Raw genomic sequence first — 24,469 nt, 5'->3', positions numbered from 1 at the left:
TGGCCCGCCGGCGCGAGCGGCGCTACGCCTGCACTCACCTCGGTGCCGCGGCGGTCTTCCGGCCGGGCATTATCCTGGCCGACAGCCGCTACGCGGGACAGCTCAACGCGCCGGACATCTTCACCCGGCGGCTGTTCAGCCTGGTGGCCACCGGTGTCGCCCCGCGGTCGTTCTACCAGCGCGGCGACGCCCAGCCGCACTACGAGGGCCTGCCGGTCGACTTCCTGGCCGAGTCGATCGCCGCGATCGGCCCCCGGCACGGCAGCGCAGTTCCAGTCCGCGGTGGAACACTCCGGTCGCGCAACCCCGCACGTCTCGCAGCAACTGATCGAAAAGTACCTCGCCGACCTCGAACACATCGGCATGCTCAGCAGGTGAACGCAACGAAGGGACGATGATGTCCAGCCCAGCCCACACCCTGTACCCCGACGGAATGATCGGCGCGCCCAAGCACCGTCACGGTCGCGCCGCGGACTTCGACACCGGCCTGTCGCCCGACACCGAGGTGTTCTCCGCCGACAACCACATCTCGGTGGCCGAGACATCTTCTACGAGCAATTCCCGGACGACCTCAAGGAGCAGGCGCCGCGGATCTGGTACGAGGACGGCGCGTACCTGCTGGGCCGGCCCGGCCAGTCCATGGTGGTCAGCGATTTCAGCGCGGTGCTGATGCAATACGACGATCTGGCCGGTGCGGCCACCAACAACGTCGAGGCGAGGATTCGTGAGCTCGCCGAAAACGGCGTCGACAAGGAACTGGCTTTCCCCAACGCGGTACTGGCGCTGTTCCACCACCCCGACCACGACATTCGCGAGCGCATCTTTCGCGTCTACAACGAGCACATCGCCGGCGTTCAGGAGCGCTCGGATGGCCATTGTTACGGCGTGGGTCTGATCAACTGGTGGGATCCGCGCGGCGCCCGCCGCACGCTGGCCGAACTAAAGTCGCTGGGGCTCAAGACGCTTCTGATGCCGATCAGCCCCGGCAACGACGCTGACGGTCAGCCCATACGATTATTCCAGCACCGCGATGAACGCGGTCTGGGACGAGATCGAAGAGGCCGGTCTGCCCGTCACCCACCACATCGGGGAGAGCCAGCCGAAATTCCCCAGCGAGGTCAACAGCGTCGCGGTGGCGATGATGGTCAACATCGACTCGTTTCGAGAGATGTTCTCCAAGTACATCTTCGGCGGCATCCTGGACCGGCACCGGCGGCTTCGGATCGGCTGGTTCGAGGGCGGAATAGCCTGGGTGCCAACGGCGCTACAGGACGCCGAGCACGTGCTGGCGTCGTACCGGCACATGCTGGCACACCAGCCCGAGCACGACATCCGGTACTACTGGGACACGCACATGTGCGCCTCGTTCATGGTTGACGACCTGGGCCTGAAACAGATCGACGAGATCGGCATGGACAAGGTGATGTGGTCGTCCGACTACCCGCACAACGAAAGCACTTTCGGCTATTCGGAACGGTCACTGGCCGCGGTGGTCGACGCCGTCGGCCCCGAGAATGCCGTGCGGGTGGTCGGCGGCAACATCAAGAATTTCCTCGGGATCTCGGAATGACTGCTATTGCTGGCCGCGGCACGGCCCTCGAAATCCCCGACCAGCCGGACCGGGCCCGGATGCGCACCGAGGTCGGGGCGCGGTTGCGTTCGGCGATGGCCGAACACGGCGTCGACGCGCTGATCCTGCTGATGAACGGCTACGTCGGGTACGCGACGGGGGCCAGTTGGCCGCTGCTGGACGCGGGCCTGTCGCACGTGGAACGCCCGGTCGCGGTGGTGCTCGCCGATGATGTGCACCCGCACCTGTTCATGCCGTTGCGCAGCGGAGCCTCGGCGGATGCACCGGTGCCCGACGATCATCTGCACGGGCCCCGCCTACCTCGAATTCGACCACGGCGTCGAGGATTTCGCGCGGCAGCTGGCCGGCCTGGTCCCGCCTGGAGCGAGTATCGCCGTCGACGAACTCACCGGGGCGATGCGCCGGGCGGCACCCAAGCTGTTCCCCGCGGGCCCGCCGACGGACGCCGCGATCGTGCTCGGCGCCGCGCAACTGGTCAAGACCCGCGACGAGCTGTCCTGTCTGCGCAGGGCGGCCCGCATCACCGAAGAGGCCATCGTCGACGTGCAGCAGGCCCTGAAACCCGGTGTGCGGCAGATCGACTTGTCGGCCACGTTCGTGCGTCGCGCGTTCGAGCTGGGCGCCACCACCAACATGCTGGAGGCCATCTGGCAGGTGATGCCGAGCTCACGGGCAGAGGGCGTGTGGACGACGCACGGGGATCTGGCGCTGCCGCTGCTGCCGACCGAGCGCCAACTGGCCGCCGGCGACGTGCTGTGGACCGATATCAGCATCACCTACCACGGATACTGCTCCGACTTCGGCCGAACCTGGGTCGTCGGCCAGCAGCCCACCGCTAAACAGCAGGATCAGTTCCGGCAATGGCGAACGGTCCTGGACGCCGTCCTCGCGGTGACGAATGCCGGTGCTACGTCAGGAGATTTGGCGCGGGCGGCGATCGCCGCCAACGGCGGGCGCAAACCATGGCTGCCGCATTTCTATCTGGGCCACGGTATCGGCACCTACCCTGCCGAAGCGCCGATGATCGGAACCGATCTCGGCGAGGAGTTCGACGACAACTTCGTCTTTCCGCCCGGCATGGTTCTGGTGCTGGAACCCGTGATGTGGGAGGACGGAACCGGAGGTTATCGCAGTGAGGAGATCGTGGTGATCACCGAGGACGGCTACGCGCCGATTACCGACTACCCCTATACGCCTTATGGCGACTGAGGTTCTGCCCGACGCCCGGGCACTGCGATCCGGGCGGCGGGAACGCGCGCTGGCCCAGATGGACGAACACGGCCTGGACATCCTGGTGCTGGGCCGGCAAGCCAACATTCGCTATGTGACTGGCGCGCCGCAGCTCTGGATCGCCAGGACGCGGCCGTTCGGTCCGATGTGCGTGCTGGTGCGCGCCACCGGAGACATCTACCTCAACAGCACCGACGATGAGGGGGTCCCGGAGGAGATCGACCACGACCACCTCTACGGGCTGGCCTGGAACCCGATGACGCTGATCGACCTGCTCAAGAAGGTCGACGGCGCCGAGGCCGCGCGCCGCGTCGGAACCGATGCGATCACACCGACTTTCGCCGCATTGCTGCCCGACGCGTTCCCGAATGCCGAACTCGTCGACGCCGAACCGGCGATGCGCGCCGCGCGGCGGATCAAGACGCCCGACGAGATCGCGGCGATGGGCAGCGCACTGCGCATCGCCGAGCACGGACTCGCCACGGCCCTAACCGAATTGGCGCCGGGCGTCTCGGAGCAGACGCTGGCCGGGGCCATGATGGAGGCGATGGCGGCGGGCGGGGTGAGCACGCCGGCCACCCAGGACGCCGCGTGGGTGACCTCGCGGCAACGGCCGTGGCATCGCGGCGCGGCCGAGGCCGGGCCGGGTGACCTCGTCGCGTTCGCCTCCGGGGCGCTGGCCAATGGCTATGTCGCGGAGGTGGGCCGAACCTGGCCGGTTGGCGACGGTGCCGAGGCGCGGGGGCTGTTCGGACGCTCGAATACGTTGTACGACAAGATGGTTAGCGCCTGTCGTCCGGGCGCGTCGATCCGCGACCTGCTTGCCGCCTACCAGGCCGCCGGTGAACCGATACCGCCGATGCCGATAGCGGCACGGTCTGGGGCTGGGCTTCGACCCGCCGGTGGTGTCCGAAACGCTGGTGGCCGCGGGCGAGGACGACCGGCTCGACGCCGGCATGGTGCTGGCGAGCACGGGCTACGTGTGGGAGCAGGGTCTCGGCGCCGTGTTCCGCCGGGCCACCGTCCACATCACCGAGGACGGCGTCGACGTGCTGACCACCAGCCCGTCGTGGAGCGATCGCTAGGCGACCCGGCCTTCCTCGGCGCAGATGCTGCCAATCCGCCGGTAGAATCGACCTCGTAATCCCTTGCGGCACTTTGGTCTCACCTGTCACAAGTGGGCCGTTTTTGTCGGTGGTCGCCGATAAGTTCGGAGTGTGAGTACGGATCGCGAGGCATTGTCAGCGGCTTTCTATACCATCGACGCTGGCAGTCCCCGATCATCGAGGACAGAGTTTCCACGGCCGAGACGTCGACGAATTGCCCTGTGCCAGTGAGCTCGCGGTGCAGCGGGGCGACGGCGGCATAGGCGGCCGCGGCACCGACCGTGGAATCGCCGTACCGCATGCTGGTTCCCAGCGGGGGCCCACCAGGATAGCCGACCAACGGCGCGAGTCCGGCCAGCGCGGCGAAGCAGGGCGCGTAGCCGGTCTGGTGACCCAGCGGCCCGTCGTTGCCCCACATCTTGATCGACACCGAGATGATGTCCGGCCTGATCTCGGTGAGCTGGCGATAGTCCAAGCCCTGCCGTTCCATCGCGCCCGGGCGCAGGTTGTTGATGACGATGTCGCTGCGCACGATCAGCTCGCGCAGCCGCGCCATGCCTGGTGCGGACTTGATATCGAGGTCCACGCTGAGGATCTCGGGATTGATGCTCAGGAAGAACGGCGCATGGTTGATGTCGGTACCGCCGTAGGCACGCATCTCCTCGGGCAGCGCCGCCGTCTCGACCTTGATCACCTCGGCGCCCAGCATGGCCAGCAGCTTGCCGGCGTACGGGCCTGCCCAGACCTTGGTGAGCTCGACGACTCGCACCCCTTCCAGCGGCCCACCGCGCGGGTTCTTCGGCGCCTTGAGCTGTGGCGCTCGCACCACGGGCGGTGTGTGAGGCGAATCGAGCCCGTCGAGGATGGCGGCGGTGTGCTGGACGAAAGTCGTTGCAGCGGAGGTGATTTCGGCCGGAAATTCCCCGAGCAGATACGGCACCGTGGGGTATGCGGCGTCGCCCAGCACCGGGTGTCGGACGGTTTGGAAGAAGCCGCGGTGCCGGTACTGCGGCGAATCGTGCAGGTCTGCGGCGTCGTTGACCGGAACCAGCGGCACGCCCAGGCTCTGCGCTTGGTCGGCCGCCTGCTCCTTGCCCAGATCGCGGACCCACGTCGCAAAGCCCTGCTGGAACGCGGTGACCTTCTGCGCCGTCACCGAGAACTCGAGCCAGTCGTCGTCGAAGTCGTCGAGCCAAGCCGGGGGCCCATCAGCTCTTTGACGCCGAGCCAGTGCGCGCGGCTGGTCATGTACAGGTAGACGAAACCGTCGGCGCAGGCGAATAACAACGCCGGGCCCTGCTGGTCGTAGTCGTCGCGAGTGCCCAGGGCGGGCACTTCCCCGGTGATCAGCCGCCCCAGAATGCAATCGGCGCGAGAGACCAGCACGGCGTGCTCAGAAATATCGATGACCTCGCCCCGACCGGTGTGCAGCCGCCCGAACAGGCTGGCCGCCACGCACAGTGTGGCGTCCAGTCCGGCTTCGTAGTCCGCCATGAACCGGCCCGGCCCCTGCAGCGGCGGCTTGGTCGCGTCCGGATGATTGGGAGTGTGGTATCCCCACCCGCTGGCATGGAAGACGTTGATGCTCTTCGCGTTTGCGTACTCAGCGGCGGCATCCTGACCGAACGGGGTGATCGAGCAGAACACCACGTCCGGGTGCTCGTCCGCCCAGCCGGTGGCGCCGTCGTCGATCACCGCGTCGGCGGTGCCGATCAGCCGGCGCAGCCGCGGGTCGCTCGCATCTAGCACGACGGAGTACTTGTTGGTGTTGAGGTAGGCGAACACGACGCTGCCGTCGGCTCCCGCGGCATCACCCACGACGGGAGAAAACGCCCGGGTGGAACTGCCACACCCGGGCGCCTCGATCTTGATTACCTCGGCGCCGAAGTCGGCCAACAGTTTTCCGCAGTACTCCCCTGCGACCGACTCCGCCGGCTCGACGATTCGCAAACCCGTCAGCGCCGACATGCGAACTCGGCCGGTCAGGGCTTCGCGCGCCCGGAGCGGCTCAGACGCCATTCGGGCGGGAAGTTCATGTCGTTGTCCTTCACGACGTTGTTCAGGCCCTTGCTGAAGGTGCCCTCGGTAAGGTCGACCTCTTCCGCGTCGTTTTTGATCATCGGCAGCATGCCCTCGACCATGCCGGTGAGCAGGCTGCCGAAGTATTCGCCCTTGTGCTGCTTGTACAGCTCGAGGAAGGTCTTCTGCACGGCGACCGTGTCGGTCGGACGGGACCGCGAGCAGGCCAGCGCGTACTTGAGGGTCTCCTCTTCCAGCTTCTCGCGCGGCACCACACTGTTGACGAAGCCGCAGTCGTACATCTCCTTGGCGCTGAAAGGCCGTCCGGTGAACAGCATTTCGGAGAACTTGCGCAGGCCCATCGTCTCGGCCCACCACCACAGCCGTGGCCCCCAGCCCACGTACCGGAACGCCGGGTGCCCGAACAGGGCGTCGTCACTGGAGATCACCAGGTCGGCGTCGCCGGCCTGGTAGAAGTGCCAGCCGTAGCAGTAGCCCTTGGCCTCGATGATGCTGATCTTGCGCAGCTCCTGCAGCGGACGGTTACCGGCACGGGCCTTGGCGTAGAAGTCGGTGACGGTGGACAGGTAACGGTACGACCCGCCCGGGGGGTACTTGACGTCGTCGTCGTTGATCGCGAGCTCGTGGTGCAGCGGCAAACCGGGGTTCTCCAGCATCGGGCGCTGCTCGGGCAGGTCCCCGCCGCTACCGAAATCCTGTCCCTCACCGCGGATCACGACGACCTTGACTTCGTCGTCAACATTGCACTTGTGGATCAGGTCGGCGTAGTTCTGCCGCATGCCCAGGCTGGTGGCGTTCTGCGCGTCGAGACGGTCGAAGGTGATGTAGGCGATCCGGTTCTTCTTGTCCTTCTCGAACTTGATGTACTGCTCGGCTTCTTTCTTGAGCTTTTCGTAGTCGAATTCAGGCATGAGCTTTCTCCACTTCTTCGTGCCTAATTGAGGTTATTTGAGCAACGCGCCCGCGTCGACGGGCAGCGAAACACCTGTGACATAACGAGATTCGTCAGAAGCGAGGAACAGGACGGCGTTGCTGATGTCGCGGGCTTCCACCCACGGCACCGGCAGCGTGTGCGTCATCTGCGAGAACGGCGCGAAGTCGTCCGGCCCGGGGTTTTCCAGATCCGGCCGAAACAGCTTGAAAGTCAACTCGTTCATCGTCATCGGCGTGTTGACCTGGCTGGGGTGCACCGAGTTGACGCGGATGTGGTACTGACCCAGCTCGACGGCGAAGGCGCGCATCAGGCCGATCACGCCGTGTTTGGCGGCGATGTAGTGGCCGGTGTAGGACATCGCCTTGTGTGAGCCGACGGAACCGGTCAGCACGACGGAACCACCGCGTTCGCCGGCGAGCATATGCGGCACACCGGCTTTCACGGTGTGCCAGACGCCGGACAGGTTGACGTCGATCATGTCCTGCCAGACGTCTTCGCGAATCTTGTGCAGCTAGTTGCCGAAGGTGCCGATTCCGGCGTTGGCGACGATGACGTCGAGTCGGCCGAGTTGCGCCACCGCGCCGTCCACGGCGGCTTTGAGTCCCGCGTAGTCGCGGACGTCGACGTGCGCTGTGACGATGCGGCGGTCGAAGTTCTGGACCAGCTCGGCGGTCTCCGCGAGATCCTCGGGTGTCGAATGCGGATAGGCCAAGTTGTCGATCGGCCCACAAACGTCGATCGCGATGATGTCCGCACCCTCTTCGGCCAGGCGCACGGCGTGGCTGCGGCCCTGGCCGCGAGCGGCACCAGTGACGAAGGCGACCTTGCCTTCGACCCGGCTGGTCATCAAGGCACCACTGTGGGCAGGGTTTCCCAACCACGCACCGACGACGTCGGGCTCAGGGTGGCGTTGGCCAGATCGAGCTCCCACTCCGGGAAGCGCTTGAGGATTTCTTCAAGGGCGACACGGCCTTCCAGCCGGGCCAGCGCCGACCCCAGGCAGAAGTGTGCGCCAACGCTGAACGTGAGGTGCGGCCGGGGCGGACGATGAATGTTGAATTCGCCGGCGTCGGGACCGAACTGCCGCTCGTCGCGGCAGGCGGACCCGATCAGCATGAGCATCACGCTGCCTTCCGGTACCGTCTGGTCGTAGAAGCTGACGTCGCGCGTCACATAGCGGGCCATGTGCGGCGCCGGCGGCTCGAAGCGCAGCAACTCCTCGATGGCCTGCGGGATGAGACCGGGGTTCTCGACGAGTTCGCGGCGCTGGTCGGGATGCTCCGCGAGAACTTTGCCCGCCCACCCGATCAGTCGGGTGGTGGTTTCGTTGCCCGCTCCAGCGACCACGTTGAGGTACACCAGGATCTCCTCGCGCCTCAGCCGGCGGGTCGTCCCGGTCTCGTCGACGAACTCCACGTTGAGCAACTCGGTCATGATGTCGTCCGACGGGTTCTCGGCGCGCCAGTCGATGTAGGCCTCGAACTGCTCGCCCACCGACAAGCCGTGCTCGGCGGCGCTCATCGGCTTGCCGGGTTCGGTGCGTAATTGGGCGTTGCCGCGGTCGCGGATGTACTCCATGATCTTCTTCGGGAATCCCGAGCAGTGCGCTGATGACCTTCATCGGCATGATCGCGCCCAGGTCCGTGACGAAGTCGAACCGCCCCGAGCCCACCAGCGGATCGAGCGATTGCGCACAGAAGTCACGGATCATCGGCTCCAGCGCGGCGATCTTGCGGGGAGTGAACATGCGGGACAACAGCTTGCGGTACACGTCGTGGATCGGCGGATCCTCGAAAATCAACATGCCCGATGGGATCTCGAGGTTGGCCTTGATCAGTTCCATGATCACGCCCCGCGCGGAACTGAAGGTGACGTGGTCGAGAATTCCCTTGTTCACGTCCGCGAATCGGCTCAACGCGTAAAGTCGTATTCCGAGTTGTAGTACAGCGGCGCCTCTTCACGCAGTCGCGCAAACATCGGATAAGGGTCGGCGATCAGCTCGACGTCGAAATCTCTCCTACCGCTGCACTTTCCGGATGCCGACGCGACAGTGGTCGGCGGCCGGATCCAATTCGGGCAATTTGTACACTCCGCTTAATTGCGTTTGCTTCGACATACGCACGGGCAAGGCTGATGCGGGCTCACCGACCGCCCGTGAACGTCGGCTTACTCTATTCTCGTAGAGAATTATATAGCGGGTGTTGTGGCAAGACCCAAAGCGCGAAGCCCGGCGCGTCGTCGTCGGATCCGGTCGTGCCCACGGTCAGCCCGAAGCGGCGGCACGGCGGCCGCGCGCCCGGTGCCCGTCGCCGGTCTCGGTGAGCCCGCCCTTGTGCGGACTCTTCAGGATGCCGGTGGCGATGGCCGCCAGGATCGCGTCGAGTTGTTCGGGCGTATCGACGATCCGGTCGCCGTGGGCCGCGCGCATCAGCAGCCCGTTGATAAATGTCAGCGTGACGTTGCTCAGATCCTCGACCACCGCCGATTCCAATTCGGCCCTGTGCGGCATCAGCTGCACGAGGATCTCGCGGTGCAGCTTCGTGAAGGCGTCCGTGGCCTGCTGCAGAATCGCGGCCATCGCGGGGTCTCGGGCGGCCTGCATCGTCAGCTCGTAGTGGGCCTTGGTCCACGACAACTGCGGCTCGGTGCCGGCCTGAATCACCACTTGCGACAGCAGCGACGGCGTGGGGTTGTCGCCCGTGCTGCCGGCGCTGTCGGCGATGGATTGCAGCCGCTGCAGATCCAGCTCGGCCAGTCGCTCGGCGACCGCGCGCAACAGCGCGGAGCGGGTCCGGAAATAGAACGAGGTGGTGCCGTCGGGAACGGCGGCCTTGCGGTCCACCTTGAGATGACTCAATCCCTTGGCCCCGTCGGCGGCCAGCAGCTCGATCGCCGCATCACACAGGTCGCGCCGGCGCTCCGCCGGATTGGGCTTTCGCCGCTGCACCGACGAGGACGGGTGTCGAGCCATGAACACAGGCTTTCCTGGCAAGGATCTACAGTGAACTTCCGCTGACGTGCAGCACGACCTTACTCTATGTTCGTAGTGTCCGTAAAGCACGCGTCGCCGCGGCAACGGTGTCATCACGATTCACGCGAATTCCGCCCGAATCGGCGACAACGGGCAGTGGACCTACTTTGCTTGGGTTTGATGTCCGCTACCACGATCGCCCGGCTGACCAGTGCCGTTCTGCTCGTTGCGCTGTGCTGCGGCTGCCATACCACCCAGCGCCCGACCGCACCCGCCCCGTCGAGCAGTGCGACGTCGACGACCCCATCCGTGGCACCGGCGCCACGGATCGCGCCGCTGCCGGTTCGGCCTGTCCAGAAATCGCAGCCGAGCGCACCCGACAAATGCCCGGCGGTGAATCTCCCGCACGCCCACATCGCGTTCGTGCGAGACGATCTGGTGCTGGAGGCGCCGATGATCGAAAACCAGGTCACGTCGGGGCAGATCGCGCTGACGACCCAAACGGCGCCGGCCGCCGCCCAGCTGGCGCAATTGGCGGGACGCCCGGCATGACGGAGCTCGCGATCGGCTTTCTCAACGGATTCGGTCTTCCGCCAGTCGAATTCGTCGACCTGGCCGCCGACCTTGGCTGCCGCTACATCTCCGCCGTGGTGCAGGGCGCGCCGTTGGTGCCGCTGGGCTATGCGCCGTTTTCACTCAAGGACGACCCGGCGCTGCGATCCGACGTGCTCGCCGCGACGCGGCGCCGTGGCGTGGCCGCCTCGCTGGGCGACGGGTTTCTGGTGCTGCTGGACACCGAAACCGGGTCATTCGGTGCGGATCTCGACGTGTTGGCCGCGCTCGGCGTCCCCCGAATCAACGTCGTCAGCCTCGACCCCGATCTCGGCCGCACCTTCGACCGGTTCGCCGCGCTGACCGAGCTCGCCGCCGAGCGCGGCATGCAGACCGTCGTCGAGCCGGTGCCCGGGCTGACGGTGGGCGATCTGCCGACCGCATTGGCCGCACGAGATACATGCGCCGGACTGACTTTCGATTGCTGATCCACACCATGCATCTGGTCCGTTCCGGGTCCGGCGCGGCCGATCTCGCGGCCGTCGACCCCGCATACATCGGCTACGCCCAACTCAACGACACGACGCTGCGCCCGCGGCTGGAAAACTACCTGGAGGAGGCCATGTTCGAACGCATGGTTCCCAACGAGGGTGAACTGCCGCTCCTCGACATCCTGTCCGTGCTGCCCGACGACATCGTGCTCGAAATTGAAGTGCCCAGGCGGTCGTTGGCGCTGGCCGGGGTCAGCCCGATCGATCGGGTGCGTCCGTGCGTCGAGACGGCGCGCGGCCTGTTGGCCGAAATCGACCGGTAGCCTCGACTTTCAGCTGGGTTCGCGAAGCGGCAGGCCCGCGGCGCGATAGATGTCGTCGATGACGGTCATGTTCTCGATCGCGTCCTGCGCAGTGGTCTTCACCGGCTCCCCGCGCAGCACCGCTGCGGCGAACGCGTCGAGTTGGTAGGCGTAGGAGGCCCGGCGCGGAAAGCTTTCCACTCGATTGTCGTCCGCGGTCCGCACCGAGAGCCGATGGAACATCTGCGGCATCGCCGGGTTGAGCACCTGCAGCCGGCCGCGCTCACCGACCACCCTGGCACTGATAGCGAACAGCCGCCGCGACCACATCGAGCACCGCACCCGGCCGGTGTGTCCGCCGGCAAACCGCAACTCGGCCGTCATCGCCCGATCGATCCGCGGATCACGCAGCTTCGCCCGTGCCGAAACGACTTCCGGTTTGCCACCGCCGAACAGTCGGACCATGTGAACCGTGTAGCAGCCCGCATCCATCGTCGCGCCACCGGCCAGCGCGTAGTTGTACCGGATGTCGGAGAACTTCGGCAGCGGGAAGCACAGCGCGGCTTCCACGTGCCGGAGCTTGCCCAGCTCTCCGGAGGCGATGATCTCCTCGACCCGCAGGGTCTGGGGATGGTAGCGATAGTGGAAGGCTTCCATCACCACTCGATCCGACTTCGCGGCCAAGTCGGCGATCTCGCGGGCTTCGGCGGCGTTGGCAGTGAACGGCTTCTCGCACAGCACATGTTTCCCGGCGGCGAGCGCGGCCCGGGTCCACTTGCCGTGCAACCCATTTGGCAGCGGGTTGTAGATCGCGTCAAGGTCCGGATCGGCAATCAGCGTGGCGTAGTCGTCGTACGCCCGGGCGATGCCGTGTTTGGCGGCGAAGGCGCGGGCCCGCGCCCCCTCGCGCGGCCACCGCGGCGACCACGACCTCGGGATTGTCCTCGGCGGGTTTGACGAGCGCCATGGGCGCGATCGCCGCGGCACCCACGATGCCGATCCGCAGTGGGGCTTCGTTTCCAGACACAAACCTCGACGCTAGCGGCGGGCGAATGCCGGGGCGCGCTCGGGTCGCACCCCGACACCGATGAAGTAGGCGGGCACGAAGGACAGCCACGGCAGTCGCCGCAGCACTGCCAGCAACGCCGCCGGCGGGGTGGGGTCGGCGCCGCGCAGCAGCGGCCCGAGTCCACGCTGCAAGCACCGTTGCACGCCTTGGGTGACCGCGGTCGGAACCAGCCGGCGGCGCCGCACGGCCGCCAGGTCCCGATCGGTGACGCGGTGCGCTCGCAGCGGCTCAGCCAGGATCGTCGCGGCCGCCACGGCGTCCTGCACCGCCAGGTTGATGCCGACACCGCCCAGCGGGGACATCGCGTGCGCGGCGTCGCCGATGCACAGCAGTCCGTCGGTGTGCCAGCGCAGCAGCCGGTCGACCCGGACATCGAGGTGTTTGACCTCGTCCATGGACCGCAGCGTCCCGACCGCGCCGGCCGACTCCGGCAGCAGCGCACCGATGTCGCGACGAAACGCTTCGATACCCGTCGCCCGCAGCTGCGCGTCGCTGCCCTTGGCGCCGAGGTAGGCGATCTGGTTGTAGCCCTCCCGCGGAATCACCCCGAGTGCCTTGCCCGGGCCGACGCGCGGCAGGAACGAGAACTCCTGGTCGCCGTCGCGCGGCAGCCTGAACCACCACACGTCGAAGTTCACCGGGTACTCACGGCTCGGCAAACCAGCCGCACGGCGCGCCATCAACCAGCGGCCATCGCATGCGACGGTCAACTCCGCCCTCAGCTCGCCCGGCCCGTCGGGGCCCCGATAGCGCACCCCGGTGACCTTGCCGCCCTCGCGCATCAGGTCGGTCGCCTCCGTGTTCATCCGCAACGTGAACGTCGGTTCCTCTTGCGCGGCATCGGCGAGCAGGTTGAGCAGGTCCCACTGCGGCACCATCGCGACGAAGGGATGGGGTTGACGCAGCCGACCGAAGTCGACATACGTCACCGACCGGGTCGGATTCAAACCGCGCGCTGCGCACCTCGCTGTGTGGTATAGCCGCGAAGCGTTCCCACAGACCCAGCTCGTCGAGCAAGCGCAACGTGGTCGGATGCACGGTGTCGCCGCGAAAGTCGCGGAGAAAGTCGCCGTGCTTTTCCAGCAGCGTGACCTCGACCCCCGCCCGGGCCAGCAGCAGCCCCAGTACCATTCCGGCCGGTCCGCCGCCGATCACCGCGCAGGTCGTCGTCTCCGTCATCACTCCCCCGATCGCCGCAGGACGGCCTCAGCCCAACAGTTCCGGGTCCACGTCGTACACCGAAACCGGTTCGCTGAGTACCCCGTTCTCCTCGACGTAGCGATCCCACAGCCCGAGCAGCTCGGCGAGCTTGTCGGGGTGGGTGGCGGCGAGGTCGTGGATCTCGCCCCGGTCGCGGGACAGGTCGTAGAGCTGCCAGGCGCCGGGGCCATAGGGCGGGGCAGGTAGAGCGCCTTCCAGTCACCCTGGCGAATCGCGCGGCGGCCGAACAGTTCCCACCCGGTGCCGGTCTCGCCCGGGTGCACCGCCTCGGCGGCGCAGGACAGGTACGGCACCAGCGATCGGCCGAGCATCGGTTCGACATCCCGGTCGCGGTAGCGGGTGCCGGGATGTTCGACGCCGGCCAGCTCCAGCACCGTGGGGGTGACGTCCATGACGGTCGCGAACGCCGTACCGATCGCGTTCTGGCGCAAAAACCCGGCCAGGTGACGAAGCCGACCACCCGGATCCCGCCTTCGGTGGTGAACGCCTTGTGCAACCGCGATGGCGCCGTGGCCGCTTGTGCCCAGCGGGGCCCGTACCAGATGACGACGTTGGCCGCCCGAGGTTTTCCAGGCTGTTGTCGCAGTTCTTTTCGATCCGCGCGACGATCTGGGGACCGCGCAGCGGCATCGCCTCGACGATCGCCCCCTCAGCGCCGTTGTCGGACATGAACATCACCACGGTGTTGTCCAGCTCGCCGGTCTCGGCCAAGTAGTCGATGACCCGACCGACGTTCCAATCCATGCGGTCCACCATCCCGGCGTACACCTCCATGGCGCGGGCCGAGATCGCGCGCTCCTCGTCCGTCATGTCGGCCCATTCGACAGCGCCGTCGGCCACGACCGGATGCGGCTCGACGTCGGGCGCACACAGGCCGAGCCGCTTGAGCGCCGCCAAGCGTTCCTCGCGCAACGCATCCGGGCCCGCGTCGTAGCGGCCCCGGTATTTGGCCACGGATTCGTCGGGCGCCTGCAGCGGCCAGTGCGGCGCCTGGAACGGCAGGTAGGCGAAGAACGGCCGGTCGTCGGCGGCGGCGCGGTCGCGGAAGTAGCGAAGCAAGGTGTCGGTGTAGAAGTCCGACGAGTAGAAGTCCTCGCCCACCGTGACGAACTGGTCGTCCTCGGTGTAAAGCGTTGGGACCGGCGAGAATCCGCGGCCCGCGGCGCCATCGTAATGGCTGGCTCTGGCCGGCAGTAGCGCGAACGAGCGCTCGAATCCCCTTGCCCACGGCGATCTTTCGATTGTATGGTCCAGATGCCATTTGCCCGACATCAGCGTGAGATAACCCGCGTCGCGCAACAGCTCGGGCAGCGCCACCACCCGGTCGTTGAGGTAACCCTCGTAACCGGGCGCACCTTGGAATCCGGGGGCCGCTACCTCCAGCATCGTGCCGATGCCGGCGACGTGGTGGTCGGGTCCGGTCAGCAGCATCGCCCGGGTGGGCGAGCAGGCCGGTGCGGAATGAAAATCGGTGAGCCGGATACCGGCGTGCGCGAGCCGGTCGAGGTTGGGTGTCTCGATTTCGCTGCCGAACGCGCCGATGTCGGAGAACCCGAGATCGTCCGCCAGGATCACCAAGAAGTTAGGCCGCTTCACGGTCAAGCATCCTGTCAGGTCCGGCACCCGAATGGAACGTTCGGGAACTCGCTAGGCTCGATTCACCGAATACACCGATCCCCGGGGGCGCCCGATGTTGGCACAGTTCGAGATGTCGATTCCGCTGGTCGCCGCGCCGATGTCGGGCGGCCCGACCACGCCGGCGATGGTGTCGGCCGCAGCCGCGGCCGGGGGCTTGGGCATGCTCGCCGCGGGCTACAAGACGGTCGAGGCCGGCGAAGCCGAGCTCGAGGTCGTTCGTGCCGCAGGAATCCCGTTCGGCATCAACCTGTTTGCACCCAACCCGCTGCCGGTCGATCCGGACAGCTACCGGGCGTACGCCGCAATCATCCAGCAGGAGGCCGAGCGGTTCGGCCTCGTCCTGCCTGCCGATCCCGTCGAGGACACCGACGGTTCGACGAGAAGATCGCGCTGTTGCTCGACGACCCGGTGCCGATGGTGTCGTTCACGTTCGGCATCCCGCCGCGCAGCGTGATCGCCGCCCTGCAACGGGCCGGTACCGTCGTGGTCCAATCGGTGACGACGCCCGACGAGGCGGCACAGGCCCATCAGGCGGGCGTCGACATGCTGACCCTGCAGGCCGTCGTCGCCGGCGGCCATTCCGGCACCCTCTCGCCGCGGCGGCCATTGCAGCCGGTTCCGCTCGTGGACCTGGTCAAACAGGTCACCGCGGCGGTGCCGCTGCCGGTGCTGGCCGCCGGTGGGCTGGCCACACCCGACGCGGTGGCCGACGTCGTCCGGGCGGGCGCGGCCGCGGCCGCCGTCGGCACCGTGCTGCTGCGCGCCACCGAAAGCGGCGCGTCGGCGACGCATCAGGCCGCGCTGACCGATCCCGCGCGCACCGAGACGGTGCTCACGCACGCCTTCACCGGCCGCCCCGCCCGCGGATTGCGCAACACGTTCATCGACGACCACGAGGACCACGCACCGTTCGGCTATCCGGCGATTCACCACCTGACCAGCCCGCTGCGCAAAGCCGCTGCGGCCGCGGGCAAGCCCGACTACGTCCACCTGTGGGCGGGGACCGGGTACCGGCACGCCACCGCCGAACCCACCGCGGACATTCTGCGGCGGCTTGCCTCCGCTCTGTGATCAGTTGCCGATGCGGACCGGAAATCGGCAATACGCGAGATCAAACACCGGTGTCTAAGCCCTAGCGGGAGAACGTAAAGCGGTTGAGTACGTCGTAGGGGCCGAACGGCGAGGCCCGCAAGAATCGGTATATCCACCGGACGACGGTGCTGTCGATCTTTTCGTAACCGGCCAGCGCCGGTGTCTGTTCGACGAATCTCAGCCTCGGATTCCAGGTTTCGATCTCGCGCGCGTCGCCGATGCCCCACTTGATGATGCCCCGGGTGAGCACCTTCGACAGCAACGGCGCCAACGCCGCGAGGGTGTCGAATTGCAGCTCCCCGCAATCGAATCGGTCCAGCAGGCGGGCGAACAGTTCGCGCACCCCGCTCTCGTCGACATACATCAGCAGGCCCTCGGCGACGACGAGGGTCGGGTGGCCGGTGGGTATCTGATCGATCCAATCCAGGTCGGTCACCGACGAGCCGACCATCCGGTAGTGCTCGGTCTCGTCGTACAGTCGGCGGCGAAGCTCGATAATGCTTGGCTGGTCGAGGTCGAACCACAACACCGCGGGCGGCACGTCGAGGCGGAAAGCACGGCCGTCGAGCCCACAACCCAGGTGCAAGACGACAGCGTCGGGGTGGCGGGCAAGGAAGTCGGCGCACCACCCGTCGAACTGTTTTGCGCGCAACGCGACCAGATACCGGTTCGACGCCGGAAATGAGCTCCGGTGAATGCGTTTGAAGTCGTAGTCGATCCGGTCGACCGCCTCGGTGGCGGTGCGGTCGCCCAGAATCGGATGCGCCGAGCGGCTTTCGTGGGCACGCAGGTACAGCGTCACGAGGTTCGTCCACTCCACTGAGCCCCAGCGGACCGAACTGAAATCAACCTTGCCCGTCACTATCCCTCCTGGTTCGGCGGTAACTACTACCGACAGCGAAGCGCATCCAGGGTCGCGATGGCCACCCCGAAGTTGTCCGCCGTCCAAACGGGCAGGTCACGTCGGCGCTGGCGGCTCAGCTACTCGGGCACCCATCCGACGGACGCTGTGCTCCGAAGAATTATCGAGCAACGGTTGTGGCGGCCGACACCGCTAGGTTTAGAAAGGGGCCTCTCGATGCGACAGGTGACGTTCAAAATGGTTGCTGCCGGCGACGGGTCACCACCGACCTCCACCGGATATTGCTACTACCTGGTGGCCCACGCGGTCGCGACGGTCTTGCTCCTGATCACCCTGGTCGCCGCGGTGTGGCAGTTCATGGACTGGGTGGTGACGCCGTCTTGCCTGGAAGCCAGTTCGGTGCCGTCGTCGGCGGTCGCGGTGGCTGCGTGGACCCCCTCGCCGCCGACGGCACGGCCCGCCCACACCGGCGAGTTGGTGTCCTACCGCGACACGGCACCGACCGAGGCCGAGGGGCGGTTCAAGTCCCGTCTCCAGGCCGACTCCGGTGACTGCCCCTGCCCGCATAGCGGCAAGTGAGTCTTCAGAACGCCTCGGGATCCCGCTGTATCGCGGCGGGCACCGGATGCTGGTACAACCGCTACGCGTTCTCCCAGGTGAACTTGCGGATCGCGTCCGGCGGTAGATCGCCGATTTCCTCGTAAATCGTTTCTTGGGTGTGCGGCCAGGTCGAGTCGCAATGTGGATAGTCGTCCTCGAGCATGATGTTGTCGATTCCGATTCGATCGCGCTGGACGAACGAAGACTTGTCCTCCACCGCGGAGAACCAGAAGTTGCGGGTGAAAATCTCTGCGGGGGTGAGCTTCTCGCCCAGCGCCTGCCACGTGCCATACATCGCGTGATAGCTGAGCATGTGGTCGAGACGGTCGAGCAGGCCTGCCACCCAACCGATTCCGCCTTCCGATAAACAGATCTTGAGATCGGGGAATCTGCTCGGCAATCCGGAGTACAACCAGTCGACGGCCGCCGAAATCGCGTAGGCGAAGAACAGCACGCCTTGTACATCCGGCGGTGCGTCCTCGGTGGTCGACGGCGACGAACCCGACGACCCGATATGCAGGTTCACCACCGTTTCGGTCTCGGCACACGCGGCCATGAGCGGATCCCAATGTCCCGAGTGGATGCTCGGCAACCCGAGCAGCGCCGGGTTCTCGCTGAACGTGACGGCGTGGAAACCGCGCTCGGCGTTCTCACGGATCATCGCCGCACCCAGTTCGGGGTCCAGCAGCCAGGGCAGCTGGCAGGGAATGATCCGGTCGAGATACGACCCGGCCCACACCTCGAGATGCCAGTCGTTCCAGGCGCGGACCGAGGCCAGCGCTAGATCGCGATCCTTCGTCACCTGTTGCAGCCGCTGGCCGGCGAATCCCGGCAGGAACGAGGGAAAGTTCAGCGACGCGTAGATGCCGTTGAGATCCATGTCCCGGATGCGTTCATGGATATCCCATGCGCCCCTGCGCATTTCGTCGAATCGGACGGGTTCGAAGCCGTATTCCGCCACCGGTCGACCGACCACCGCGTTGAACCCGACGTTCGGCAGCTCCTGATTGTCGTAGACCCAGGTCTGCCCGCCGCTGTCGGTGTCGACGACCCGCGGCGCGCGGTCGGCGAACTTTCGTGGCAGCCGGCCGGTGAAGGTGTCCGGGGGTTAGACGATGTGATCGTCGACCGAGATCACCGTGTAGCGGCGCGGCGCCCGCGGCGGGTCCGGCAGAAACGTCACCGATCGTTCGGCGCCGGTCTTGGCCGTGGTGAAACTCAAATCGGAGGCCAGCTCGTCGATCGACTTCATCTGCGGCGATGCCCTTCTGCGTCGACTGTGCGGTGACGGGTTCCCGCGCGCTCAGGTGAGCACATCAGGATCCGCCTTGATCGTCATGCGCGCCGCTCCCGCCCAGTACACGTCGGCGGCCCGCTCGATCAGCGACCGCTGCATGCCGGCCATGTCGGACCAGTTCATCGCGACCGGCTCGGTGCCGGTGAGCATCACGTCGTAGGCCAGCTTGCAGACCCGTTCGATCGACGCCGCCCGGTACACCGCCTCGGCCAGATTGCGACCCGTCGCGATCACGCCGTGGTTGGCCAGAATCGTGAGGTTGGCAGCGCCGATGCGCGCCGCGAGATCGGCTCCGCGATCGGCGCTGTCGATCTCACCGTCGTATTCCGCGACGAGGCACAGGTCGTCGAGGAACAGCGAGCCGGTCTGATGCACCAGTGCCGGCAATCTGCCCAGCGCGGCGAGCACGCAGACGTAATACGGATGATTGTGGATCACCACCCGGGCGTCGTCACGGACGCGGTGCAGCTCGGTGTGAATGTGGATCGCCGGGGTGACGTCCCACCGGCCGCGGACAACCCGAGCTTCGCTGTCCACCAAGCAGATATCCGATGCGGTGAGCTCCTGCCACCACAGGCCCCACGGATTGACCAGCATGTCGGTTTGTCCGTCGCGCTGCCAGGTGATGTGTCCGGCCATGTTTTCGGCGAATCCGATGCCGGCCAGGTGGCGGAACGCCACCGCCAGCGCCTGCTCGTGGGACAGCTCGACCCCGATCGGGGGCACCACCGACGGCGCCCATACCTGCAGACCACCTGGTCGTGGCTTAGACGGGTTCATAGTCGGCCTCCAACCTTGCTCGAATGTCTTGGCGGAGATCGCCTTTGGCGATCTTGCCACCGGACGACCGTGGTAATTCGTCGACGACGATCAGGCGTTCGGGCAGCAGCTCCTTGGAAACCCCCAGCGCCAGCAGGTGCTCGACCAGAGCGGGCAGGTCCAGGGTCGCGGAGTCGGCGAGTTCGGCGTAGAGGCAGACCTTTTCGCCGAACACCGGATCGGGTATCGCCACCGCCGCGGCCAGGGCGATCGCCGGATGCGTCATCACGGCATCCTCGACCTGCGCTGCGCTGATATTCTTGCCGGCGCGCAGGATGAAGTCGGATGTCCGGCCGGTGATGGTCAGATAACCGTCGGCGTCGAGCTCGCAGATGTCGCCCATCAACATCCAGCCATCGCGGGTGAACAGCTTGTCGTGGTCGGTACCGCCGAGATAGCCGAGGCTGGTCGCCGGGCCCCAGCAGGCCGGCTGGCCCCGCCCCGTCGCGGTGACGTCCCGATCCCCGTCGAAGAGCCGGACCGCCATTTCGGGAACGATCCGGCCGCCGGTGCGCAGCCGGCGCTCCAGCGGGTCGTACACCGTCGTCGCGCTCAGCAGGCCGGTCTCATTCGAGCCGTAGAATTGCAGGATCTTCGCGCCGGTCAGCCGTTCGAATTCGGCCGCGGGGCGGTACGGTATCGCCTCGCCGCCGGTGAAAACGACGCGCAGCGAACTCAAGTTGTAGTCGCGGGCTGCCCGGTCGGCCACGATCATCGTCAATTGTGAACTGACACAACAGAGTACGGTGACTTTGTGTCGGGCTATCGCTTCGCACGCCGCCTGCGCGGTGAAGCGCTCCAGGATCACCGCAGCGGCGCCGAGATAGATCGGGGTGGTGTGGCTGGTCCATATTCGGAAGCCGAAGGGCGTGGGGATGACCGGCAAGAACACGTCGTCGGCGCCCAGCTGCCCATTGGCAACCGCCTTCTGGTGAAAGTAATGCCACCGGTTCTGGGTGTGCACGACGCACTTGGGCAGGCCCGTGGTCCCCGACGTGGAGTTGATCAGGAAAACGTCGTCCGGGCCGAGTTGAGATTCACCCGCGACGGGCTCGGGCCGCACGTCGCTGTCCAGGCGCGGTAGGCCCGCCTGCTGACCCAGGACGGCCAGGGACACCGGCGATTCGGCCGTGACCCGCCCCGCGTCATCGGCGTGCTTGGGGTCGGTGATCAGGAGCTTCGGCCGGGTGTTGCGCAGCAGCGCGCTCACCTCGCGGTTATCGGCGCGGGCGCCGATGCCGACGACGACGGCGCCACAACGTTCGATCGCGACGAACGCCGCGTGGATCGCGGCGGAATCGCCGTGCCACACCGCGACTCGATCACCGCGCACAATGCCGAGGCCCGCCAGCTGACTCGTCAAAGCGGTTGCCACAGCATCGAATTCGCGCCAGGTCAGCGAGATACCGGGCTGGTCGGTGTAAGCGGGCCGGTCCGGTGACCGTTCGGCGTTGCGCCGCACCGCGTCTGACAACGTCGAGTCGGACCACCATCCGGCCGCGCGAAACCGGGCCGGGTCCTCGTCGGTGAAAGCCGGCGAGCCCACGGTGTCGAGTTCACCGGCGCTCATTACCAAATGATAGGAAAACCGCGCGGGATTCGGTCGGCGGGTTGACGCTATGGGTGCTGAGGTGTCGGCGCGTCCTGATGCGGGCCGTGCGCAAGCCTCGGTGCCCGCCGCTGTGGGTTGATGGGCCCACAGTTCAGGCCGAGGATGCAACGCCGCCACCGCCGGCGGGTTTGACCCGTAAGGCACCGCCGTTATTGCCCGGCGGGGCCGGAACCACGCTCGATGCCGGAACCGGTGGAGCCGCCCGGCGGCTCGTCGGCCGTGCCGATGCCGCCGAGCGCCACGGCAAGCACGGTGACACCGCCGCCCAGTGCGGCGACCGTCGTACCAATCCCCATGACATCCCAGTGTACCCGAAGACCGCGCCCGATTGTGCGGGCAAACTACGACCCGCTCAGCCGGCTGGAAGACGCGGCGGGTTGGTCGCCGGTGGCGGCCGGGTCGGGTTGATACGCCCGCAGTTCAGACCGATGATGCAGCTACCGCCGCCTTCGGGTTGGATGGTCAGGCCCATCGGCTGCGATGAGTCGCTCCCAGCAGCAGGGTCCCGGTGACGGGGGCGGATCCGCGGACGTCTGCGGCGCGACGCAGACACCGCCGATCGCCGAGGCGAGCACGGCAACGCCGCCGTACGCTGCGGCGATCGTCTTGCCGGTGCGATGAAGCACGCACCGAATTCTAGGTTCCCGGTCGCGGAATAGGTAGGGCGGCGACGCGGCCCACGCCGGGATGGCTCGCCTATCATTGCCGGGGTGTGGTCGGGACCGCATGCAATACGCCTTTGGCCGGGAGTGTTGTGCGGTGCCGCCGGCACCACCACCCTGAACGTGATCACCTACCTCGACATCGCGGTGCGCGGCCGCGCGACGAGCAGCACACCCGAACGCACCGTCGAAGCGATGGCGAGGTTGTTCGGCCTCACCGTTCCCGGCAGCGGCGACGTGCTGGCCAACCGAATCTCCGGCCTCGGTGCGCTCACCGGGTATGCGGCCGGCATCGGGATGGGCGTCATTCTCGGGGTGGCATACGCGCTGGGCTGGCGGCCTGGGCTACTGGTCGCGTCGGCCATCGCCCTGATCGGCACCAACGGACCGATGACCGTTCTCGGGGTGACCGATCCGCTCACCTGGAGTCTCGCCGACTAGATCAGCGACCTGATTCCGCATCTGGGCTACGGCGTCGTCACCGCCCTGGTGCTGCACTACCTCGCGCCACTGTGCCGCCCTTCGGGCGAGGCAATTCCGTCGGGATAGCGGTGGAAGCTTTTCTCGCGGCGTGACGTTCAACTCGGCATGCGGACCGCAACGCCGAATCGACTGCTGGAACGGTATCGGTCGTCGGGCCGTTTCTTCAGCGCCGGCGGGATCAAGTCATTCGTCCTCGACGGACGGTCCCGGCGACGCGCCTGCCGTGGTGTGTGTGCACGGTGTTCCGTCGTCGGCGTACCTGTATCGCAAAGTCGTACCCCCTGTATCGCAAAGTCGTACCCGCGCTGGCCGGAACCAGGTTACGTGGCATTGCGATCGACCTGCCCGGGCTGGGGCTGGCCGAACGACCCGCCGATGCCGACTACACCTGGACCGGTCTGGGCCGCTGGTTGCTGGCGGCGATCGACGAATTGCGGCTCGACCGCTTTCACCTCGTGCTGCACGACATCGGCGGGCCGATCGGCTTCGAGGTGGCCGGCGCCGTACCCGAGCGGGTGCTGTCGATGACGCTGCTGAACACCATCATCGAAGTCGAGTCGTTTCACCGGCCGTGGCCGATGGAGCCGTTTGCGCACCGCGGCATCGGAGAAGCGTGGCTGGCGGCGTTGCGCGTGCCGGGCGCATTCCTGTCGATCATGCGACTTGTCGGGGTGAGCCGCCGGGTGCCGACCGCGGAAATCGCGTGTTGGCTCCCGCTGCTGTTCGGGGACGACCGCGGGCGGGCGTTTTTGAAGATCATGCGCGGCTTCGAGTTGACCGCCGCGAAAGAGCGCCGCTACCTCGACGTCGTCCGTAACGGCCCGTTCCCCGTGCAGGTCGTGTGGGGAGCGCGGGACAAGATGCTGCCGTGGCGGCGTTGGGGCGTCGCGGCCCAAAACGCCGCCGGTCTGCGAGAGCCAATCAAATTGCCCGCCAAACACTTTCTGCAAGAGGACTGCCCCAAGAGGTCGCCGAGGCGGTCTATCGTTTCGCCATGATGCGCGGCTAGCCCCGTCGGGGGGGCCAGCTCGGCTAGTGTCACCGTGTGCTGATCGGATTGCTGCTCGCTTTGGGCTGTTCGCTGTGCTACGGCACCGCCTCGGTGCTGCAGGCCGTCGCGACGCGGTCGGTGGAATCCGGCGGCAAGTCCGGTGTCGACGCGATGCTGCTGCTACGGGCGCTGCGCCAGTGGCGCTACCTGGCGGGCATCGGCCTCGACGGCCTCGGTTTCCTGCTGCAGGTCGCGGCGCTGCGACTGGTGCCGATCTACGTCGTTGCGGCGGCGCTGGCCGCCTCGATCGCGGTCACCGCCATCGTGTCGGTGTGGGTGCTCTCGGCCCGGCTGTCCAAGGTCGAGTGGGCCGCCGTCGGTGTGGTCTGCGTGAGCCTGGCCGCACTCGCCGGTGCCGCCGGACCCGGACACTTTCGCCATGGCCCACCGGGACTGGGCTGGCCGCTGCTCGTGGCCGTGGCCGTCATCTTCCTCCTCGGAGCCGTCGCCGGTCGGCTGCCGGATCGGGAGCGCGCGCTCGCCCTGGGTCTCGGCGCCGGAAGCGGATTCGGTGTCGTCGAGATCGGGGTGCGCCTGCTCGACGAGATCGATCCGACCAAAGCCGCGTTCTACACCGACCCGGCGCTGTACGCCGCGGCCGGGGGCGGCGCCGCGGGATTTCTGTTGTTCACGTCCGCACTGCAACGCGGCTCGGTCACCACCACCGTGGCCGCCATGGTCGTCGGCGAAACCATCGCGCCGGCACTGGTCGGCGTGCTGTGGCTCGGCGACACCGCGCGACCCGGGTGGGGCTGGCTGGTGATCGTGGGATTTGCCGTGTCGGTGGCCGGCACATTGGTGCTGGCCCGCTTCGGCGAGGCACCCACTACTGCGAAGTCCGACTGA

Annotated in this window: 13 protein-coding genes and 12 pseudogenes; 12 read left to right on the top strand and 13 right to left on the bottom strand. The window is 66.9% G+C overall.

Annotated elements, in window-relative coordinates; translation table 11 throughout:
- Positions 1 to 50 precede the first annotated feature (50 nt).
- From T428_RS33865 to T428_RS24825, 4 pseudogenes are all read left to right on the top strand, one after another.
- Positions 51 to 257: pseudogene (locus tag T428_RS33865) on the top strand (SDR family oxidoreductase); the annotation flags it as partial.
- 140 nt (positions 258 to 397) lie between these two features.
- Positions 398 to 1,570: pseudogene (locus tag T428_RS24835) on the top strand (amidohydrolase family protein).
- Positions 1,567 to 2,800: pseudogene (locus T428_RS24830) on the top strand (M24 family metallopeptidase). Before T428_RS24835 ends, T428_RS24830 begins: the two co-directional pseudogenes overlap by 4 nt.
- Positions 2,790 to 3,906 (top strand): annotated as a pseudogene (locus tag T428_RS24825) (M24 family metallopeptidase). Before T428_RS24830 ends, T428_RS24825 begins: the two co-directional pseudogenes overlap by 11 nt.
- 184 nt (positions 3,907 to 4,090) lie before the next feature.
- Here T428_RS24825 and T428_RS35595 read toward each other — a convergent pair.
- The 5 genes and pseudogenes from T428_RS35595 to T428_RS0100915 all read right to left on the bottom strand — a co-directional run.
- Positions 4,091 to 5,895, bottom strand: a pseudogene (locus tag T428_RS35595) (CoA transferase); the annotation flags it as partial.
- A gap of 14 nt (positions 5,896 to 5,909) precedes the next feature.
- On the bottom strand, positions 5,910 to 6,878 hold the full coding sequence (locus tag T428_RS0100930) for an enoyl-CoA hydratase/isomerase family protein (RefSeq protein ID WP_025734994.1): 969 nt from the start codon (positions 6,876 to 6,878) through the stop codon (positions 5,910 to 5,912).
- A 33-nt stretch (positions 6,879 to 6,911) separates the two neighbouring features.
- Positions 6,912 to 7,748 (bottom strand): annotated as a pseudogene (locus T428_RS24810) (mycofactocin-coupled SDR family oxidoreductase).
- Positions 7,748 to 8,878 (bottom strand): annotated as a pseudogene (locus T428_RS24805) (cytochrome P450). The pseudogenes T428_RS24810 and T428_RS24805 overlap by 1 nt, the downstream one beginning before the upstream one ends.
- A gap of 286 nt (positions 8,879 to 9,164) precedes the next feature.
- Complete coding sequence (locus T428_RS0100915; protein WP_036466993.1) at positions 9,165 to 9,872, bottom strand: TetR/AcrR family transcriptional regulator; 708 nt, start codon at positions 9,870 to 9,872, stop codon at positions 9,165 to 9,167.
- Positions 9,873 to 10,052: 180 nt separating this feature from the next.
- Here T428_RS0100915 and T428_RS31515 point away from each other — a divergent pair, with 180 nt between their 5' ends.
- A complete protein-coding gene (locus tag T428_RS31515) occupies positions 10,053 to 10,424 on the top strand; it encodes a hypothetical protein (protein WP_169733604.1) in 372 nt (123 codons plus the stop codon).
- Positions 10,421 to 11,238, top strand: a pseudogene (locus T428_RS24800) (sugar phosphate isomerase/epimerase family protein). The gene T428_RS31515 and the pseudogene T428_RS24800 overlap by 4 nt, the downstream one beginning before the upstream one ends.
- A 9-nt stretch (positions 11,239 to 11,247) precedes the next feature.
- On the opposite strand, the pseudogene T428_RS24795 reads toward T428_RS24800, so the two are convergent.
- Together T428_RS24795 and T428_RS24790 are read right to left on the bottom strand one after the other, a co-directional pair.
- Positions 11,248 to 12,184 (bottom strand): annotated as a pseudogene (locus T428_RS24795) (Gfo/Idh/MocA family protein).
- 71 nt (positions 12,185 to 12,255) lie between these two features.
- A pseudogene (locus tag T428_RS24790) lies at positions 12,256 to 13,465 on the bottom strand (FAD-dependent oxidoreductase).
- On the opposite strand from T428_RS24790, the gene T428_RS33400 reads away from it, so the two are divergent.
- Positions 13,374 to 13,565, top strand: coding sequence for a hypothetical protein (locus T428_RS33400; protein WP_211243891.1), 192 nt, complete (start codon positions 13,374 to 13,376; stop codon positions 13,563 to 13,565). The pseudogene T428_RS24790 and the gene T428_RS33400 overlap by 92 nt on opposite strands.
- Positions 13,566 to 13,705: 140 nt before the next feature.
- Here T428_RS33400 and T428_RS24785 read toward each other — a convergent pair whose 3' ends face one another.
- Positions 13,706 to 15,103, bottom strand: a complete 1,398-nt coding sequence (locus T428_RS24785; RefSeq protein WP_425411970.1) for a sulfatase-like hydrolase/transferase — start codon at positions 15,101 to 15,103, stop codon at positions 13,706 to 13,708.
- Between the two features lie 94 nt (positions 15,104 to 15,197).
- On the opposite strand from T428_RS24785, the pseudogene T428_RS24780 reads away from it, so the two are divergent.
- Positions 15,198 to 16,216: pseudogene (locus T428_RS24780) on the top strand (nitronate monooxygenase).
- A 61-nt stretch (positions 16,217 to 16,277) separates the two neighbouring features.
- On the opposite strand, the gene T428_RS0100880 reads toward T428_RS24780, so the two are convergent.
- Positions 16,278 to 17,102 carry a class I SAM-dependent methyltransferase gene (locus T428_RS0100880; RefSeq protein ID WP_025734991.1) on the bottom strand — a complete coding sequence of 275 codons (825 nt, stop codon included), beginning with the start codon at positions 17,100 to 17,102 and terminating at the stop codon, positions 16,278 to 16,280.
- Between the two features lie 213 nt (positions 17,103 to 17,315).
- Here T428_RS0100880 and T428_RS0100875 point away from each other — a divergent pair, with 213 nt between their 5' ends.
- The gene (locus tag T428_RS0100875; RefSeq protein ID WP_025734990.1) at positions 17,316 to 17,678 is read left to right on the top strand and encodes a hypothetical protein; all 363 of its coding nucleotides are present in this window, start codon (positions 17,316 to 17,318) and stop codon (positions 17,676 to 17,678) included.
- Between the two features lie 61 nt (positions 17,679 to 17,739).
- On the opposite strand, the pseudogene T428_RS24775 reads toward T428_RS0100875, so the two are convergent.
- From T428_RS24775 to T428_RS32495, 4 genes and pseudogenes are all read right to left on the bottom strand, one after another.
- Positions 17,740 to 18,951: pseudogene (locus tag T428_RS24775) on the bottom strand (amidohydrolase family protein).
- A 51-nt stretch (positions 18,952 to 19,002) separates the two neighbouring features.
- A complete protein-coding gene (locus T428_RS0100865) occupies positions 19,003 to 19,776 on the bottom strand; it encodes a class II aldolase/adducin family protein (protein WP_025734989.1) in 774 nt (257 codons plus the stop codon).
- Positions 19,763 to 21,385 carry a class I adenylate-forming enzyme family protein gene (locus tag T428_RS0100860; protein WP_025734988.1) on the bottom strand — a complete coding sequence of 541 codons (1,623 nt, stop codon included), beginning with the start codon at positions 21,383 to 21,385 and terminating at the stop codon, positions 19,763 to 19,765. The genes T428_RS0100865 and T428_RS0100860 overlap by 14 nt, the downstream gene beginning before the upstream one ends.
- Before the next feature lie 191 nt (positions 21,386 to 21,576).
- A complete protein-coding gene (locus T428_RS32495; RefSeq protein WP_156942814.1) occupies positions 21,577 to 21,723 on the bottom strand; it encodes a hypothetical protein in 147 nt (48 codons plus the stop codon).
- Between the two features lie 414 nt (positions 21,724 to 22,137).
- Between T428_RS32495 and T428_RS24770 the strand changes: the two genes are divergently transcribed.
- The 3 genes from T428_RS24770 to T428_RS0100835 all read left to right on the top strand — a co-directional run bounded on the left by T428_RS24770 (position 22,138) and on the right by T428_RS0100835 (position 24,469).
- A complete protein-coding gene (locus T428_RS24770) occupies positions 22,138 to 22,530 on the top strand; it encodes a hypothetical protein (protein ID WP_245604687.1) in 393 nt (130 codons plus the stop codon).
- A gap of 281 nt (positions 22,531 to 22,811) precedes the next feature.
- Positions 22,812 to 23,570 carry an alpha/beta fold hydrolase gene (locus T428_RS24765; RefSeq protein WP_245604686.1) on the top strand — a complete coding sequence of 253 codons (759 nt, stop codon included), beginning with the start codon at positions 22,812 to 22,814 and terminating at the stop codon, positions 23,568 to 23,570.
- Between the two features lie 47 nt (positions 23,571 to 23,617).
- Positions 23,618 to 24,469: a DMT family transporter gene (locus T428_RS0100835; RefSeq protein WP_025734987.1), complete on the top strand. Its 852-nt coding sequence runs from the start codon at positions 23,618 to 23,620 to the stop codon at positions 24,467 to 24,469.

It is taken from the genome of Mycobacterium genavense ATCC 51234, from assembly GCF_000526915.1.
GTDB lineage: Bacteria > Actinomycetota > Actinomycetes > Mycobacteriales > Mycobacteriaceae > Mycobacterium > Mycobacterium genavense.
Note: the sequence above shows the minus strand (reverse complement) of the source record. Positions and strands in the feature narration are given on the sequence as shown.